13 protein-coding genes and 2 pseudogenes are annotated in these 17,691 nt (G+C 30.7%); 3 read left to right on the forward strand and 12 right to left on the reverse strand.

What is annotated here, in order from left to right; translation table 11 throughout:
* Window positions 1–6: 6 nt before the first annotated feature.
* Entirely contained in the window at window positions 7–1,194 is a 1,188-nt protein-coding gene (locus AJ887_RS06565; protein WP_070240526.1) for an acetate kinase, read from the reverse strand.
* A gap of 13 nt (window positions 1,195–1,207) precedes the next feature.
* The gene (pta, locus tag AJ887_RS06570) at window positions 1,208–2,713 is read right to left on the reverse strand and encodes a phosphate acetyltransferase (RefSeq protein WP_074497387.1); all 1,506 of its coding nucleotides are present in this window, start codon (window positions 2,711–2,713) and stop codon (window positions 1,208–1,210) included.
* 89 nt (window positions 2,714–2,802) lie between these two features.
* Between pta and flgH the strand changes: the two genes are divergently transcribed.
* Window positions 2,803–3,501 (forward strand): flagellar basal body L-ring protein FlgH, encoded by a 699-nt coding sequence (gene flgH, locus AJ887_RS06575; RefSeq protein WP_002876962.1) that lies wholly within the window; start codon window positions 2,803–2,805, stop codon window positions 3,499–3,501.
* Window positions 3,502–3,530: 29 nt separating this feature from the next.
* Here the strand turns inward: flgH and ispG are convergent, their stop codons facing one another.
* A complete protein-coding gene (gene ispG / locus AJ887_RS06580) occupies window positions 3,531–4,604 on the reverse strand; it encodes a flavodoxin-dependent (E)-4-hydroxy-3-methylbut-2-enyl-diphosphate synthase (RefSeq protein ID WP_070240528.1) in 1,074 nt (357 codons plus the stop codon).
* 145 nt (window positions 4,605–4,749) lie between these two features.
* Between ispG and AJ887_RS06585 the strand changes: the two are divergent.
* Window positions 4,750–6,145, forward strand: a pseudogene (locus AJ887_RS06585) (DUF2972 domain-containing protein).
* 9 nt (window positions 6,146–6,154) lie between these two features.
* Here AJ887_RS06585 and AJ887_RS06590 read toward each other — a convergent pair.
* The 4 genes from AJ887_RS06590 to AJ887_RS06605 are packed head-to-tail and all read right to left on the reverse strand — an operon-like array spanning window position 6,155 to window position 8,886.
* A complete protein-coding gene (locus AJ887_RS06590) occupies window positions 6,155–8,008 on the reverse strand; it encodes a primosomal protein N' (protein ID WP_079860895.1) in 1,854 nt (617 codons plus the stop codon).
* Window positions 7,990–8,427 carry a type II secretion system protein gene (locus AJ887_RS06595; protein ID WP_070240530.1) on the reverse strand — a complete coding sequence of 146 codons (438 nt, stop codon included), beginning with the start codon at window positions 8,425–8,427 and terminating at the stop codon, window positions 7,990–7,992. The genes AJ887_RS06590 and AJ887_RS06595 overlap by 19 nt, the downstream gene beginning before the upstream one ends.
* Window positions 8,424–8,666 (reverse strand): hypothetical protein, encoded by a 243-nt coding sequence (locus AJ887_RS06600; protein ID WP_002854947.1) that lies wholly within the window; start codon window positions 8,664–8,666, stop codon window positions 8,424–8,426. Before AJ887_RS06600 ends, AJ887_RS06595 begins: the two co-directional genes overlap by 4 nt.
* Window positions 8,656–8,886 (reverse strand): hypothetical protein, encoded by a 231-nt coding sequence (locus AJ887_RS06605; RefSeq protein ID WP_002852327.1) that lies wholly within the window; start codon window positions 8,884–8,886, stop codon window positions 8,656–8,658. Before AJ887_RS06605 ends, AJ887_RS06600 begins: the two co-directional genes overlap by 11 nt.
* A gap of 153 nt (window positions 8,887–9,039) precedes the next feature.
* Here AJ887_RS06605 and uvrB point away from each other — a divergent pair, with 153 nt between their 5' ends.
* Window positions 9,040–11,013 carry an excinuclease ABC subunit UvrB gene (gene uvrB, locus AJ887_RS06610; RefSeq protein WP_070240531.1) on the forward strand — a complete coding sequence of 658 codons (1,974 nt, stop codon included), beginning with the start codon at window positions 9,040–9,042 and terminating at the stop codon, window positions 11,011–11,013.
* Here uvrB and AJ887_RS06615 read toward each other — a convergent pair.
* The 5 genes and pseudogenes from AJ887_RS06615 to kdpF all read right to left on the reverse strand — a co-directional run bounded on the left by AJ887_RS06615 (window position 11,008) and on the right by kdpF (window position 17,495).
* Window positions 11,008–12,939: a sensor histidine kinase gene (locus AJ887_RS06615; protein ID WP_070240532.1), complete on the reverse strand. Its 1,932-nt coding sequence runs from the start codon at window positions 12,937–12,939 to the stop codon at window positions 11,008–11,010. The genes uvrB and AJ887_RS06615 overlap by 6 nt on opposite strands.
* A gap of 2 nt (window positions 12,940–12,941) precedes the next feature.
* Window positions 12,942–13,550 (reverse strand): potassium-transporting ATPase subunit KdpC, encoded by a 609-nt coding sequence (kdpC, locus tag AJ887_RS06620; RefSeq protein ID WP_070240533.1) that lies wholly within the window; start codon window positions 13,548–13,550, stop codon window positions 12,942–12,944.
* Between the two features lies 1 nt (window position 13,551).
* Window positions 13,552–15,597: a potassium-transporting ATPase subunit KdpB gene (kdpB, locus tag AJ887_RS06625; RefSeq protein WP_070240534.1), complete on the reverse strand. Its 2,046-nt coding sequence runs from the start codon at window positions 15,595–15,597 to the stop codon at window positions 13,552–13,554.
* Window positions 15,598–15,606: 9 nt separating this feature from the next.
* Window positions 15,607–17,298: a potassium-transporting ATPase subunit KdpA gene (gene kdpA, locus AJ887_RS06630; RefSeq protein WP_070210739.1), complete on the reverse strand. Its 1,692-nt coding sequence runs from the start codon at window positions 17,296–17,298 to the stop codon at window positions 15,607–15,609.
* Between the two features lie 9 nt (window positions 17,299–17,307).
* Window positions 17,308–17,495 (reverse strand): annotated as a pseudogene (kdpF, locus tag AJ887_RS09920) (K(+)-transporting ATPase subunit F).
* Window positions 17,496–17,691 lie beyond the last annotated feature (196 nt).

Genomic DNA, 17,691 nt, shown 5'->3' on the forward strand with positions numbered 1-17,691 from the left:
CCTCTTTCAATTGCTTATTAATTCTTCTGTAATTCTAGCGATTTCTAATTCTTCATCTGTAGGAATAACAAGCACTTTAACTTTAGAATTTGCATGATTTATCATTCTTTCGCCCGAAATCCTTTGTTTGTTAAGTTCAAAATCTAACTCGATACCAAGATGAGCTAATCTCTCACATACTTTTTGTCGAACCAAACTATCATTTTCTCCTATACCACCTGTAAAAATAATAGCATCGGTTTTTGGCAACACGGCAAAGTAGGATCCTATATATTTAACAAGACGATAACAAAACATATCAAGAGCCAAGCGTGCTTTATCATTACCTTGTTCTATCTCTCTTTCTATATCTCTAAAATCATTATAACCGCAAATTCCATATACTCCACTTTTTTTATTCATCAGTGTATCTATTTCTTCTATAGTTAAACCTTTGATATGACTTATAAAAGGTAAAATAGCAGGGTCTAAATCTCCACAACGCGTTCCCATAATAAGTCCTTCAAGTGGAGTAAAGCCCATAGAAGTATCTACACTCTTACCTTTTTCTATAGCACATACACTTGCGCCATTTCCAAGATGAGCAGAGATGACATTTAATTCATTTTGATCTTTTTGAAGAAATTTTGCCGCTCTAGAACTAATATAAGCATGAGAAGTCCCATGAAAACCATATCTTCTAATATTATGCTTATCATAAAAATCATAAGGCAAAGCATACATATAAGCAAAATCAGGCATAGTGCGATGAAAAGCTGTATCAAAAATAGCTGCATTAGCAACACTAGGTGCAGCTTTAATCATTGTTTTTATACCTGCTAAATGGGCAGGATTATGCAAAGGAGCAAAAATACTAACCCTATCTATCTCTTTAAGAACATAGTCATCTACTAAACAATGCTCACTTAAATTTCTTCCCCCATGAACTATACGATGACCACAGCCATCAAGAGCATTTAAATCCGCTAAAATTCCTGATTCTTTAAAAAGCTCATTGACTATACTAAGTCCTTCTTCGTGATTATTTATTGTTAATTCTCTTTCAAAACTTTCACTATTTAAAACATTTTTTAATATAACTTTTGAATTTTGCTCTCCGATTTTCTCTACTAAGCCACTGGCTTTAACGATTTTATTATCAAAAAATTTAAATTTAATCGATGAAGAACCTGAATTTAAAACTAAAATTTTCATTTATTATTCCTTTCTATTGAGCTTGTATAGCACTTAAAATAACAGTATCTACAATATCATCTACCAAACATCCACGACTTAAATCATTAACAGGTTTTTTAAGACCTTGTAAAATAGGACCGATTGCTAAAGCATTAGCGGTTCTTTGAACTGCTTTGTAACAAATATTTGCTGCATTAAGATCAGGAAAAATATATACATTTGCATGGCCTGCTATCTTAGAATTTGGCATTTTCTTTGCCGCAGTCTTTAGATCATAAGCGCAATCAAACTGCATAGGACCATCTATATTTAACTCAGGGTATTTTTCTTTAGCAATTTTTAATGCTTCTTTTACAAGATCTACACTTTCCCCTTTACCGCTATCACCACTAGAATAAGAAAGCAAAGCTATTTTTGGTTCAAGTCCAAAAGACTTAGCAGTCATAGCACTTACATAAGCACTAGTTGCAAGCTGTTCAGCAGTTGGACTTGGATTTACAGCACAATCAGCAAAAGCTAAAACTTGATCTTCAAGCCCCATAAAGAAAATTCCCGAAACAGAACTAATACCTTCTTTAGTTTTAATAAGCTGCAATGCAGGGCGAATCGTTTCAGCTGTAGTAGTTGATGCTCCACTAACCATAGCATCAGCTTTTCCAGTATGTATAAGCAAAGTTCCAAAATAAGTTTTATCCTGAACTAGCATCTTAGCCTCTTCTAAACTCAATCCTTTAGATTTTCTTGCCTCGTAAAGAATGGAAGTAAATTCTTGATTATATTCTGAATTGAGCGGATTCATAATTTGTATAGTACTTAAATCAAGACTTAATCTAGCAGCATCTTGTTTGATTTTTTCTTCATTGCCTAATAAAATAAGATCAACAACTTTACTTTTTAATAAAATTTCAGCAGCTTTTAAAATTCTCTCATCATTACTTTCTGGCAAAACAACAGTTTTTTTATTTTTTACGCTTTGTTTAATCAATTCATATTTAAAACGATGCGGAGTTATAAAATCATACTCTTCAAGCTTTTGCACTTCTTCAAAATTAAAATTTTCATTAATCAAAACATAATTACGACCATCTAGGGCATGATCGAAATATTTTTGAGCTATAAGTTTATCTTCATCGTTAATAATAGCAGCGATAGGGGTATTAAGATTTTTAGCCAATTTTATACTAAGATCAAATCCATCAAGTATTCCAAATTCGCAAAAGCTATTTACAAGCACAAAATCGTATTTGCGTTTTAACTCTTCGTATTCTTCTAAAATAACATTAAAAAAATTATGAGGATCTTTGCTAAATTCCTCCATTGCCTCTCTAAAGGTAAAACCATAAGCGCTTTTTACAGTTTGATTGATATTAAATTCTTCCAACCAACCTTGCAAAACAGGGACGCGATGTATGTATATTACAGGGCAATAAATTGCGATATTTTTGTAAATTTTGCTATAATTTTTAAGCAAATTTGTACTAATAATAGTATTTAACTCATCACTTCTAGATCTCATCAAATAAAGATTTGCCATCATTTTCTCCTTGAATTTATAAATGTGGAACACTCTTTGCTTTTTCTAATTTTAACAAAGAAAAATAAAAATTCATATTTTAAAGGACGAAAATGAAAAAAGTTTTATTTTATGTGTTACCGTTTGCATTTTTTGGTTGTTCTGCAACGGTTGATCCGCAAATTTCAATGAAACCACCTGCTTATGTAGAAGAACTTGCACCAAAACAAAGTAATAATGTAGAAAGTGCACCAGGATCGCTTTTTGGCAAAGGGGATAATCCTTTATTTTCAGATAAAAAAGCTATGAATGTAAATGATTTAGTTACAGTTGTTATACAAGAAAGTACCACTCAAAGCACACAAGCTAATAAAGCAACAAGTAGAACTAATACCTCAAATTTAGGCGGAGGTGCTTTAACAGGAAGTTCAGGAGTGGTAGCTAATGCTCTTAATAAAGTCAATGCTTATTCTAATATAGGCTTTCAAACCAATAGTTCAAACAAGTACACAGGAACAGGCTCACAAAGCAGAAATGAAAGTTTCAAGACTACAATTTCAACGCGTGTAATTAAAATTTTATCAAATGGTAATTATTTTATCGAAGGCTCAAGAGAGCTTTTAATCAACGGAGAGAAACAAATCATACAATTAAGCGGTGTTATTCGTCCTTATGACATCGGTCAAGACAATACTATAGATAGTAAATATATAGCAGATGCTAAAATTCTTTATAAAACAGAAGGTGAAGTGGATAGAAGCACAAGAAAACCTTGGGGTAGCAAAGTTATAGAAGCGATATGGCCATTCTAAAAGCAAGGTTAAACCTTGCTTCTTGGCTTTTATTCTTTTACAGCCCTACTTTTAACCTCATCTTCAACTTCAGCTAAAAATCTATCTACAAGTTCACTTTCTTTCAGTTTAGCTACAACTTCACCATGTCTTATAACAAGTCCTTGATTTTTCCCAAAGGCTATAGCCACATCAGCGCCCTTAGCTTCACCTAAAGCATTTACCACACAACCCATGACACTGATATTTAAAGGTTCTTTTATATGCTTGGTTTTTTCCTCTACGATTTTAATCGCACTTAACAAATCACTTTGAATCCTACCGCAAGTTGGACAAGAGATGATATTTACTCCGCTTTTTTGCACTCCGCTATCTTGTAAAATCGCCCTTGCTACACGAATTTCTTCTTCAAGTTCGCCCGTCATAGAAACACGCATAGTATCGCCTATACCTTTAAGAAGTAAATTTCCTAAAGCTATAGAACTTTTTACAGTGCTATGAAATTTAGTTCCTGCTTCAGTTACCCCTAAGTGAAAAGGATAATCACAAAGCGGTCTTAATCTCTCATAAGCTTCTATAGTTTTTTGAGCATCTGAAGTCTTCATGGAAATTTTAATATCAAAAAAGTCTAAATCCTCTAAAAGCTTGATATTATACATCGCACTTTCTAGCATAGCATCGACACCATAGCCAAATTTATTGCTAAATTGTTTTTCTATGGAGCCGTGATTTACACCGATGCGTATAGGGATACCCCGTTCTTTACATGCTTTTACTACTTCTTTGATATTTTCTTTAGAACCTATATTACCAGGATTTATACGCACTCCATCGATAAATTCAGCACAATATACAGCCAAATTATGATTAAAATGAATATCTACAATTAAAGGCAAAGGACTTTTAGCTTTAATCTCTTTTAAAGCCCTTGCATCAGCCATATCCAAGCACGCCAAACGCACTATATTTGCTCCTGCAAAATAAAGACGATTGATTTGCTCTAAAGAAGCTTCTATGTCTCTTGTCTTAGTAAAAAGCATAGATTGAACTGAAATGGGTGCATCACCGCCTATTAAAACATCTCCTACTTTGATTTGTCTGGTTTTAAATCTTTTATACTCCATAACTTCACTCTTTGAAAAATTTTAATATCAAATTTTAACTTTTTATTGCTTTAATTAAAGTTTATTTTTGATAATATATTTAAATTTCATGACATTTAAATATTTATGAATTATATATAAATTAAATACAATTAAAAGAGGTTATATGCAAAATCTTTTACTCTATATAAAAAATAACCTAACTCCAACCCTAGCTCAAATTCTTTTACAAGCTTTAAAAAATTCGAATAATGAAAAATTTTTTACCTTTGTTTTGGAAAATATTGAAACAATTTGCACTTGGCTCAATTCTAACGAATTTAGGGATAGATATTTATCAATAAAACATCCTTATCCACCTTTAATCAATCCTAATTTTATAGAAATAGATGCTAGTCGACATTGTGCAGAATTAGCTTGGGATTTAAATTTACCCCTACCTAAACACTATAAATTTATCTATATTTCTCCACATGGCGTTGGAGCAGCAGCATTTTTAAGATACCTTAATCAATGTTGCGATGTAACTTGTTTTGCCTCCTGGGTTTTACCGCCTGATGCCAAAGAAAGATATTGTCTTAATTACATGTGTCTAAATGACAATACGATTACTCAATATGCTATTAATATATCAGAAATTAATCTACCTTATTTTGATAAATATCTATCTTTATTGGATTTTAACTCTAAAATTATTTGCGGAGTTCGCGATCCAATAGGAATTTTAAAGCATAACTGGGGAAGAGATTGGAATAAAGTTTCAAGAAACTATCCCTCTGAATTTAATCTAACTTATGATTGGCGTTATTATATTGACTATCTTGCTCATCAAAATCATAAAATTAAAATCGATATAAACGAACTACAACAAGGAGTTTTTATCATCTCTTATTTATTAAAATATTTTAACAAAGACAAAGTATACTATCTTGATATGGAAGAAATCCGTCAATCAAAGGCCTACGATACTATGAATTTACTTGCTATAAATTTTAATTTTACCCCCCCCCCATAAAGATAAATTAGATTTATTTAAAATTAAAGAATTTAGAGGTTATATTCGCTATCTTTTTCCTATTACACTTTATGCAAATTCTAAAGATATTAATAACACCTTTTATCTTAATGCTCCTAAAAATAATAAAAATTTCAATATTGATAGAACTTCTAGCATTCCCATAATTTTAGACAGAAAACATATCAATCATGAAAAAATAGACATAATACAAGAAATTATAAAAAACGACCTATGTAATGATATGGGTGTATATATTGATAAAAATGATTTTAAGCAATTAGAACAAAACAATCTTTTATTTTCAACAATTAAACATTATTTGTATGATTTTTTATATCAAATTAAAATAACCATAGATGAAACAGAATCAAAAATGATGAAAGAAAAAGATGTAATAGATTATTTTATAAAAAATAAATCACTTATTTACACTTTTTTTAATATATTTGAAAATGAACTAAATCATTTAAAACAAACACATCCTCATATTATTGATTCTTGGAAATATTATAAAGAATTTGAAAAGATATACAAAGATAAATAATTATCTTACTTACACAAAATCAATAGGGTCAATATCCGCGCTTACATTTTTAAATTGCAAAATATAATTTTCAATTGCCACTAAAGCTTTATAATTTTCACTTCTAAGTAATAAATAAAAACGATATTTTCCATGCAGCATTTCAACTCCACAAATTCCATAGCCTACCAATTCTACCTGTTTGATATTTTTAAATTGAGAAGCAAATTTTTCACAAAGTTTTTGTGCACTTTTTTGATCTTTATCTTCTATAAGAACTCTTAAAAGGCGTTTAAATGGAGGATAAAGATCTTTTCTATTTTCTAACTCATCTTTTAAAAAAGCATCATAATCCTCTATATACCTTTCAAAAAAAGCTCTATTTTTTGTTTGCAAAAGTACTCTTGCTTCGCCTTTACGCCCTGCCCTACCTGCAACTTGCATAGCTAAAGCTAAAGTTTCTTCACTCGCTCTAAAACTAGGACGAAACAAATACTCATCAAGCCCTAAAATCACACTCAAATCCACACTATGATAATCATGCCCTTTAGCAAGCATAGAGGTGCCAATAAGTATATCGATCTTATTTTCATTAAAGTCTTTTAAAATAGTATTAAGCCTTTTAACGCTTGTGATTTCATCGCTATCAAATTTTACTATTTTTGCTAAAGGCAAAGCATTTTGCAAAAGCTCTAAAAGTTCAGCAGTCCCCATTTTTCTAGCTTCTAACATTTCTCCTTTACAACTTGGACAATTTTGCTCTATCAAAGAAGTATAATTACAATAATGACATTTTAAAACATTTTTCTTTTTATGCATACTCATAGCGATAGAACAAAAAGGACATTTTATCGTTTCCCCACAATCCTTGCAAATGATTTGTCTAAAATTAGCCCTTGTAGGTAAAAACACTATAGCTTGTTTTTGATGTTTTAAACTTTTTTCTAATTCGCTTAAAAGCATAGGTGTTATACCAAGCTCATTTTCATCATATAAAAAATGTTTTTTACTGTCAAAAAAAGTTCCTTTTAATCTAAAACTTTTTTGTTTATAAAAGCTCGTTAAAGATGGAGTTGCAGAACCTAAAACCACTTTAATATTATTTTTTTGACCCAAAAAAAGTGCTAAATCTCTTGCATTGATAAAAGGCTGATTAGAAGCCTTATAAGAATTATCGTGTTCTTCATCTACTACAATAAGTCCTAAATTTCTAAAAGGCAAAAACAAAGCCGATCTTGCACCCGCTACTAAAAGCACTTCTCCCTTGCAAAAACGCTCTAAATATTCTTGCTTTTTTTTCTTTGAAATTTTAGAATGCCACAGGAAAAAATTATCCTTAAAATACACTTCCAAACGCTTTTGCATTTGTGGAGTGAGTGCGATTTCTGGCATCAAAAGCAAAGCTTGTTTACCCTGTTCTAAACACTCTTTTATCAAAGAAATATAAATTTCAGTCTTGCCACTACCCGTATCAGCAAAAAGCAAGGAATTATTTTCTTTTTGAAGAAAACTTAAGGCATTTTGTTGTTGATTGCTTAGCTTAGGGGTATCTTTAAAAAACATTTTTTGACATTCATACTTAGGACTAGTTTCAAAAAATCCCAAAACAAAACCAAGTTTTGAAGCATAATAATAAACAATAAAATTTACCAATTCAAACTGCAAAGGAGTTAGAAAATACCCTGTAATTTCTTTAATTTCTACGGTTTTAAAATCAGGTTTTTGACATTCTTTAAGCACGATAGCTTTAAGGTTTTTTTTAGTTTTTAAATCCACTAATACTTGTGTTAAAGGTTTGATTTCATCAAAACTATGAAAAGTTAAATTATCCAAATACAAACCACAAATTGCAAGTTCATAATATCTTATATCAAATCTTTGCATCTAGAACTTCCTATACACTTTAACAAACCTTCTTTAGAATCATAAATAAATTCAATCATCTCTTTGGCGTTTAATGCAAATCTATAGTGATTTTTACCTATTTTTATCCAAGATTTAAAATCAGAATAAATAGGCGTATCAAGCAAAGAATAATCACAATCATTTAAACAATAAAAGAGTTTTTCTTTGGCTTGATTGTTTTGCGCATTATCTAAAATTTCTGGAAAATTTAAATTTTTAAGTCTCATTTGACTACGCATTAAAGCAAGAGCTGAGCTTAGCATTTCATAGTCCATTTTTAATTTTAAAATTTTAACCTCATCTTTTGTAGTATCGATAAAAGATAAAAATAAGCTTGATAAAATTCCCAAAATCAAAATCACAAAAACAAGCTCAAGCAAAGTAAAAGCTTTATTCATTTTGTCGGGAGTTCTTCATTGATTGCTTTTATTAGTTTCTTAAGTTCTCTTTCTAAAATATAATTTTCATAACTTTTTTTAACAAACGCATCTACAAAGCGTTTAAGTTCTATTTTTTTAGTACCGCCAGAAATCAAAGCGATATCATCTTCTAAAAAATTTGCAAATTCTTCACTGCACTTAACAATGAAATCTTTTGCATTGACATTAACAATGACTTGTTTTAGATTATCTGCCAAGAACAGCCTCTATTTTCTTATAAATATCTTCGCTTTCTATATTGCGAGATTTAAGTTCTTCTTCTAAACGCATGATTTGATTACTTTTTGCTTCATTTTGCGCTTTAACGCTTACAAGCTCATTTCTTAAAGCCTCATTGGCTTCGCAAACTTCGTTATACTTTTCAATTAATTCATTTACTTTATCTGTCATAGTATTGATTATTTTTTCATCAAACATATTTTTGCCTTCTTAAGAAATTTGTAATTTATGGAAAATATTATTTGATATTGTAGCAGAAAAAAATTTAAATTTAGGTTTTTATTGTCAATTAATTTTTAATTAAAGCATTTTCTTTTAAAATTTTTTCAAAAATAAAAATAAAGTAGAAAAATGTTAGAACTTACCAGCGAATTTAAACCCAGTTCTGATCAACAAGAAGCCATAAAAGGCATAGTAAAAAGTATAAAAAAAGGCAACAAATATCAAACCTTACTAGGCGTTACAGGAAGTGGAAAAACCTTTACCATGGCAAATATCATTAAAGAACTTAATATACCTACTCTTATCATGAGTCACAACAAAAGCCTTTGCGCTCAACTTTATAGCGAATTTAAAGGCTTTTTTTCTAAAAATCATGTGGAATATTTTATATCTTATTATGATTATTATCAACCTGAAGCCTATATCCCACGCACTGATGTTTTCATAGAAAAAGACAGCTCAACCAATGAAGACTTAGAGCGTTTAAGACTGAGCGCTACTGCTTCTCTTTTAAGTTATGAAGATGTAGTTTGCATAGCTAGTGTTTCGGCAAATTATGGACTTGGTAATCCAAATGAATACATAGGCATGGTTTTAATCTTTGAACTAGGTATGCAAATTTCACAAAAAGAACTTTTAAAAAAACTTGTAGATATGGGTTATAAAAGAAATGATAATTTTTTTGATCGTGCAGATTTTAGAGTTCAAGGAGATATTATAGACATTTATCCAGCTTATTATGAAGATGAAGTAGTAAGACTTGAATTTTTTGGCGATGAGCTTGATGCTATGTATCATTACAATGTTTTAGAAAATAAAAAAGGCAAAGATTTAAAACGCTTCATACTCTATCCTACAAGCCAGTTTAGCGTGGGCGAAACAAGATTAAAACAAGCGATAAAAGACATAAAAACAGAACTTAACGAACGCCTTGCTTATTTTGAACATGAAAATAAACTCGTAGAATATCAACGCCTTAAACAAAGGGTTGAATTTGATCTTGAAATGCTTACAAGCACAGGAATGTGTAAAGGTGTTGAAAATTATGCAAGGCATTTAACAGGACTTAAAGAAGGTGATACTCCTTATACGCTTTTTGATTATTTTGCGATTAAAGATAGAAAATTTCTTGTTATAGTCGATGAAAGCCATGTATCTTTACCACAATTTAGAGGTATGTTTGCAGGAGATAGAAGCAGAAAACAAACCTTGGTTGATTATGGTTTTCGTTTGCCTTCAGCCTTGGATAACCGTCCTTTAATGTTTGATGAATTTATCCATAAAAATTGTCAATTTCTTTTTGTTTCAGCCACACCTGCACCTTTAGAACTTGAACTGAGTAAAGAAAATATCTTTCATCAAATCATGCGTCCTACAGGACTGCTTGATCCTTTGATAGAGTTAAAAGATAGTGATAATCAGGTTGAAATTTTATTTGATGAGGCTAAAAAAGTCATACAAAGAAACGAACGGGTTTTAGTAACCGTGCTGACTAAAAAACTCGCTGAAGAACTTACAAGGTATTATTTAGAACTTGGTATAAAAGTCAAATACATGCACTCAGATATCGATGCTATAGAACGCAATGAAATCATAAGAGGTTTAAGAAGCGGTGCTTTTGATATGCTAATTGGCATTAACTTACTTAGAGAAGGACTTGATTTGCCTGAAGTTTCACTCATTGCCATTATGGATGCAGATAAGGAAGGTTTTTTAAGAAGTACTACAAGTTTAATCCAAACCATGGGAAGAGCAGCTAGAAATGTCAATGGTAAGGTTTTGCTTTTTTGCAAAAAAATCACAAAATCCATGCAAGAAGCTATGGATACCACCAATGAACGCCGCAAACTTCAAATGGCTTATAATAAAAAATACAATATTACCCCAACTTCAGTCAAACGCCATATTGAAGAAAGTTTGAAAAATGAAGAGGATTTAGGCGAAATTTATCGCAAAGGTAAAAAACTAGAAAAAATGCCAGCTAGCGAAAGAGCAAAACTTGTCAAAGAATTAAGAAAGCAAATGCTTGAAGCAGCTAAAGCACTTGAATTTGAAAAAGCTGCCGCAATTAGAGATGAGATTAATAAATTAAGGGATTTATAATAAAAATATATCTCTTGTTCTAACTCCCGCCTCATTAAGTAAAGCACTTAAAATTTCATACTGAAAGTCTTGCAAGGGACGTTTTTCTTTTAAAACTATACCTATAACCCCTTTAGTTTTTTCCCCATCTTCTATAGGTAAATACATAGCATTAGCATTAGGTAGGGTATTTGTACAAACACCTGCTCTTTCTTTATTTGTTGCAACCCATTGAGCAATAGCAATCTCATCAGCACTAAAACAATTTTTTAACATTTGCTTATCATCGTTAAAAAACAACAAAGGTTTCGATAAAATATTGTTTTTATTTATAGGATAAATAATAATAGGTAAATTTAATAATTTTAAAGCTTGATTTCCAAGTTGTTCCCAAAGCTCTTGTTTGCTTTTTACTCTTGCTAACTTTTCACTATTTTCAAGCAAAATAGCTGTTCTATAAGCTCTTTTAGTGAGTTCTTTAGATTGCAATTTTAATCTTCTAGTAAAAACAGCTGTTAAAAATCCAACTATAAACATAGTTGTAAAAGTAATAATATTTCCACTATCATGAACTTTAAGACTAAAAATAGGTTCTAAAAAGAAAAAATTATAAATCAAGACACTTACCAAAGAAGAATAAAAGGCGAAAATTTTATTATCAGAAATAAAAGAAGAAGCAAAAACTGCTAAAATAAAAATCATAACTATATTACTTGGCTGAGTATTAAATTTATGAAACACAAAAGCTATAAAAGTTGCTAAAAGCAAAACTCCTGTGATTTTTAAAAAACCTAAAAAATCAAAACCTTTTTTACTTCGTATTTTAGGAGTAGAAATTTGATTTTCATTAACAAGATATAAATCAATATTGGGTGCTTTTTTAGCAACAGCTTCAAAAATCTCTTCTTTAAACTTTTTTTTATCTTTATTTTTACCTAAAACAATTTTAGAAACATTGCTAAGGCTTGAATACTCTGCAATTTGTCTTGCTATATCATCATCATATACGCTAATGATTTCAGCATCAAAACTTTTAGCTAATGCTATATTTTCTTCTAAGGCTTTTTCTTCTTTAATATTGGGATTTTTTATATAAAGCGCACTCAATTTAGCATGAAAAGCTAAAGCAAGTCTTGCAGCTGCACGAATAACCTTTGCATTTGAAGCATTAATACAAACTAAAATATGCTCTCCAGTATGATAAGCTAAATCATCATTAATAAGCCTCTGTTCACTTGCTCTTAAATTCACTCTTGAAGCAAGTCTTCTTAAGGCAATCTCACGCAAAGCTATAAGTCTTTCTTGACGAAAGAAATTTTCAAGTGCTAGTTTAGCTTGTTTTTCCTTATAAATTTTGCCATCTTGCATTCTTTTTAAAAGCTTATTAGGTTCAATATCAACAAGTTCAACCTGATCAGCCTCATCAAAAATACGATCAGGAATACGCTCTTTAACTTCTATCTTACTGATATTAGCGACTAAATCATTTAAACTTTCTAAATGTTGTATATTTAAAGTAGTATAAACATCAATCCCTGCTTTTAGAAGTTCTTCTATATCTTGAAAACGCTTTTCATTACGCAAGCCTTTAGCATTAGTGTGTGCAAGCTCATCTACTAAAACCAAAGCAGGTTTCCTCTTAAGGGTAGCGTCTAAATCAAATTCTTTTAATACTATATTTTTATAAGAAATTTCAAGATTAGCTATACTTTCAAAACCTTGTGTTAAAGCCATTGTTTCAGGTCTATCGTGAGGCTCTATATAGCCTAAAACAACATCAACTCCATTATCCCTTAAAGTTCTAGCTTCACTTAACATAGCATAAGTTTTTCCAGAACCTGCAGCATAACCTAAGAAGATTTTTAATTTTGCAAGTTTGTTTTTTTCTTCTTCCTTGGCTTTAACCTCAAGTTTTTTAAGAATTTGTTCAGGACTTTGTCTTTGCATGTTTATTCTTTTTTCATGGCTTTAGCAATAGCTATATTAACAACTAAAACATTAACCTTTTCTTCCCCAAAAATCCCTAAAAATTTAGACTCGGTATTTTCTTGAATGATTTTTTCTAGTTTTTCTTTGGTAATTTTTGAAGATTGACTTATCCTAGGAATTTGCACTAGGGCTGCTTGAAGACTGATATGAGGATCAAGTCCTGATCCTGAAGCGCTTAACAAATCCAAAGGAATTTGTTCTTTTGTAATTTGCGGATTTTCATCTAAAAATTTTTGCAAATCTTTTTGCACACGCTCTTTTAAAGCAGGATTTGACATAGCATAATTAAATCCACCTGAACTTACACTGCTTTCATTTGTATCACTTGTATTGTAATTTGACACAGATGTTCTTGAATGTAGAAAATAAGGCTTATTAAAATCTTGACCCAAAAGCTTTGAACCTACCGCTTTGCTTATATCCAAAGTCGGACGACCTTCTTTATCCACTAAACTTCCACTTGATTGATAAGGAAAAATAAATTTTGCAACTGTATTTAAAGCAAAAGGATAAATAAGAGTACACAATATTAGCATTACCACAAAAAAACTAAGCAAAGTTCTAAGCATATCACACTCCTAAAATTCTAAGTATCCAAGCTGTAGGAATATCAATTATTTTTATCCCTATAAAAGGTGCTATCATACCACCTAAACCATAAATACTCAAATTTCTTAAAAGCAAATACTCACTTTTCATAGGCTTAAATTTAACTCCACGCATAGCAATAGGTATGAGCAAAGGTATAATAATAGCATTAAAAATAAGTGCTGATAAAATAGCGCTTTGCGGGGTAGCCAAATGCATAATATTTAAAATTTGCATTTGAGGTAAAACCACACTAAACATAGCAGGTAAAATAGCAAAATACTTAGCAATATCATTTGCCATACTAAAAGTTGTAAGACTGCCTCTAGTAATAAGCAAACCTTTTCCTATTTCAACTACTTCTAAAATTTTAGTAGGATTAGAATCAAGATCTATCATATTGGCTGCTTCTTTGGCTGCTTGAGTTCCTGAGTTCATAGCTATACCTACATCAGCTTGCGCAAGAGCTGGAGCATCATTGGTTCCATCTCCTGTCATGGCTACTATCTTACCTTGAGCTTGTTCTTTTTTAATGGCTTCTATTTTATCTTCAGGCTTGCATTCTGCTATAAATCCATCAAGCCCTGCTTCTTTAGCTATAGTAGCTGCTGTTAAAGGATTATCTCCGGTACACATTAAAGTTTTTATGCCCATTTTTCTAAGCTCATCAAAGCGCTCTTTAAGTCCTGGTTTTACTGTATCCTTTAGATAAATTACTCCTAAAATTTTTTCATTTTTACACACTACCAAAGGAGTGCCACCAAGATTTGAAATTTCCATTACCTTAGTTTCTAAATCACTAGGAATTTTTCCATTCATTTCGCTTATATAAGCCCTTATAGCATCAAAAGCACCTTTACGAATTTTTGTATTATCTTGTAAATCCACACCGCTCATTCTATTTTGAGCGCTAAATTCGATAAATTCTTTAATATCATTACCTTCTAATTCATAATCCATTTTTTGAGCCAATGCAACTATGCTTTTACCCTCTGGAGTTTCATCTTTTAAAGAGGATAAAACACAAGCTTTAATCATTTCTTCTTTACTTATACCTTGGACTTCATAAAATTCATTTGCCAAACGGTTTCCAAAAGTAATCGTTCCTGTTTTATCCAAAATCATAGTATCAACATCACCACAACTTTCAACAGCTTTGCCTGAAAGTGCGATCACATTAAAACGCGTTACCCTGTCCATACCTGCTATTCCTATAGCTGATAAAAGCCCCCCTATAGTTGTAGGAATAAGACATACAAGCAATGCTACTAACCACGAAATAGGCAAACTCACGCCTAAAAATTGCATAAAAGGATATAAACTTACAACCACCACCAAAAAACTCAAACTAAGAACAATTAAAAGAGTATTAAGAGCAATTTCATTTGGAGTTTTTTGACGCGCAGCACCTTCTACAAGATTGATCATTTTATCTAAAAAACTTTCCCCAGCTCCAACTAAAATTTTAATCTTTAAAAAATCAGTTAAAACCGTAGTCCCACCTGTAACAGAAGAAAAATCACCGCCCGCTTCACGCATAACAGGAGCACTTTCACCTGTAATAGCTGATTCATCAACACTTGCAGCGCCTTCTATAATTTCTCCATCATTAGGTATAAGTTCACCTGCTTTAACTAAAACTATATCACCTATTTTTAACTCGCTAGAATTAAGCATTTCTTCACTGCCATCACTTTTTATGCGTCTAGCTTTAGAATCCTTTTTGCTTTGTCTTAAAGTAGCTGCTTGGGCTTTACCCCTTCCTTCTGCAATACTTTCTGCAAAATTTGCAAAAAGCAAGGTTATAAATAAAATAAAAGTGATTAAGATGTTATAAATTCTTTCATCAGAATTTCCATTAAACAAAGTAGGAAAAATACTTAAAATCAAAGTAAGAATGAATCCAACTTCCACCATAAACATAACAGGATTTTTTACCATAAAGCGTGGATCAAATTTTAAAAATACTCCTTTTATGGCATTATTTAAAATTTCTTTTGTAATGAGTTTATTTTGTTTTTTAGACATTGACTCTCCTTAATGCCATAAAGATAAATATTCTGCAATGCTTGATAAAGTAAGCACCGGAAAAAAAGTAAGTGCAGCAAAAATATATATAATACAAACAAGCACAAACATAAAAGTTAAATTATCCGTTTTTAAAGAATTTGCAGTATTTTCTTGTGTATTTTTAGCCAAAAGCGATCCAGCTATAGCAAGCTGAGCTATTAAAACCAAATAACGCCCACAAAACATAGCAAAAGCTGTACTTAAATTCCAAAATAAATTATCATCTTTTAAACCTTCAAGTCCTGAACCATTATTTGCTGCCGAAGAACTAAATTCATACAAAATTTGAGCCAAGCCATGAAAGCTAGGATTGCTTATACTATCTTTTGCAAAAACAACAGCTAATGCACTTAAAACAAGGATTAATAAAGGATGGATAAGAATTACCAAAGCTATAAGCTTCATTTGTGCGCTTTCTATTTTTTTACCCAAGAATTCTGGAGTTCTGCCTATCATTAATGCACAAATAAACACGGTTAAAAGCACATAAATAATCATATTCATAAGCCCTACTCCTTCGCCACCAAAAGCTACATTTAACATCATATTTAACAAAGTAGCACTGATGCTTAAAGGATTTAAACTATCGTGCATATTATTGACGCTTCCTGTAGTAAAAGCAGTAGTTACAGCACTAAATAAACTCGAACCATCTGTGCCAAATCTTATTTCTTTACCTTCTAAATTTCCCAAATTTGCATTTAAACCCAAAGAATCCAAATTTGGATTTGACATTTTTTCGCTAAAATAAATTAAAAGCAAAGAAATGATAAAAATAATCCCCATTGCACCAAAAATAACTCCCCCTTCTTTTCCCATAAGAGCAAAACCTTGTCTTTCTTTTCTATGATAAACCATCAATCCAAAAGCTACAACACAGGCGCTAGGAATAAGCATCATGGATAAAATTTGTAAAAAATTTGTAAGTGAAGTAGGATTTTCAAAAGGCATACTTGAATTAGCACCAAAAAAACCACCCCCATTTGTCCCTAAATGTTTTATAGACTCAAGAGCTGCAACAGGACCTGTGGCAATACTTTGAAATTTATTTTCTAAAGTAAGCACGCTAAAATTTGCGTGATAGTTTTGCACTACGCCTTCAGAGATAAAAATTACAGCCAAAATAAAACTTAAAGGCAACATCAAACGCGTAATAATACGCGTAAAATCTTCATAAAAATTTCCCATTTGCATGCCACATAAAGCACGACAAAAAGCCATACAAGCAGAATATCCACTTGCACTTGAAACAAACATAGCAAGTAAAATACCTGTATTTTGCGAAAGCAAACTTAAAGCACTCTCTCCACTATAATGCTGAAGGTTTGTATTTGTAATAAAACTAATTACAGTATTTAAATTCAAATCCCCTTTCATAGAATTTATCGAATTGGGATTTAAAAAAAGTTTATCTTGTAAATAAAAAATCACGAAAGAAAAAATAGCCACTAAGGCATTAAAAGCAATTAAATGCAAAGAATATTTTTGCCAAGTCATATTTTTTCTATCAATTGCACAAATTTTATAAATTAAGTTATCAATTGGATTAAAAATAAAATCAAAAATAGTTTTTTTACAGCTTGCAATTTTATAAAGATAATTTCCAAAAATTAAAGCCAATATAAAAGCTATAATCAGTGTTATTAAAATTTCTAGCATATTTTTCCTTTAAAATTTTTCAGGATATAATAGAGCATAAAATAAATAAAGAGCAAGTATTAAGCTTAAAACTAGTAAAAATATCATCCGCGTGTCCTAATTTGAATTTCACAAAAACGGATAAAAAACCATAAACTACCAAAAGCTAAAAGCAGAAGCAAAGCAAAGATAACATCCATAGGATAGCCCTTTCTCATTGATTCAAAATAGGATTTATTCTATCCTTGTTAAGCTTATATTTTGATTAATACTAATTTTATGATTTATTTATAATTTTTATCTATATTAAATAAAAAGACAAATGAAAAATTTAGCAGGAAAAATCCTGCTAAAATAGGATTTATTCTATCCTTGTTAAGCTTATATTTTGATTAATACTAATTTTATGATTTA

The sequence above is a fragment of the Campylobacter sp. BCW_6466 genome (assembly GCF_001762835.1).
In the GTDB taxonomy this organism is placed as follows: domain Bacteria; phylum Campylobacterota; class Campylobacteria; order Campylobacterales; family Campylobacteraceae; genus Campylobacter_D; species Campylobacter_D jejuni.

What these genes read in the sequence shown, in the direction of transcription:
- kdpB (WP_070240534.1), bottom strand. Translation starts at nt 15,597, where the DNA reads ATGTCTAAAAAACAAAATAAACTCATTACAAAAGAAATTTTAAATAAT.
- AJ887_RS06565 (WP_070240526.1), bottom strand. Translation starts at nt 1,194, where the DNA reads ATGAAAATTTTAGTTTTAAATTCAGGTTCTTCATCGATTAAATTTAAA.
- ispG (WP_070240528.1), bottom strand. Translation starts at nt 4,604, where the DNA reads ATGGAGTATAAAAGATTTAAAACCAGACAAATCAAAGTAGGAGATGTT.
- kdpC (WP_070240533.1), bottom strand. Translation starts at nt 13,550, where the DNA reads ATGCTTAGAACTTTGCTTAGTTTTTTTGTGGTAATGCTAATATTGTGT.
- AJ887_RS06605 (WP_002852327.1), bottom strand. Translation starts at nt 8,886, where the DNA reads ATGTTTGATGAAAAAATAATCAATACTATGACAGATAAAGTAAATGAA.
- AJ887_RS06595 (WP_070240530.1), bottom strand. Translation starts at nt 8,427, where the DNA reads ATGAATAAAGCTTTTACTTTGCTTGAGCTTGTTTTTGTGATTTTGATT.
- flgH (WP_002876962.1), top strand. Translation starts at nt 2,803, where the DNA reads ATGAAAAAAGTTTTATTTTATGTGTTACCGTTTGCATTTTTTGGTTGT.
- kdpA (WP_070210739.1), bottom strand. Translation starts at nt 17,298, where the DNA reads ATGCTAGAAATTTTAATAACACTGATTATAGCTTTTATATTGGCTTTA.
- pta (WP_074497387.1), bottom strand. Translation starts at nt 2,713, where the DNA reads ATGATGGCAAATCTTTATTTGATGAGATCTAGAAGTGATGAGTTAAAT.
- AJ887_RS06590 (WP_079860895.1), bottom strand. Translation starts at nt 8,008, where the DNA reads ATGCAAAGATTTGATATAAGATATTATGAACTTGCAATTTGTGGTTTG.
- uvrB (WP_070240531.1), top strand. Translation starts at nt 9,040, where the DNA reads ATGTTAGAACTTACCAGCGAATTTAAACCCAGTTCTGATCAACAAGAA.
- AJ887_RS06615 (WP_070240532.1), bottom strand. Translation starts at nt 12,939, where the DNA reads ATGCAAAGACAAAGTCCTGAACAAATTCTTAAAAAACTTGAGGTTAAA.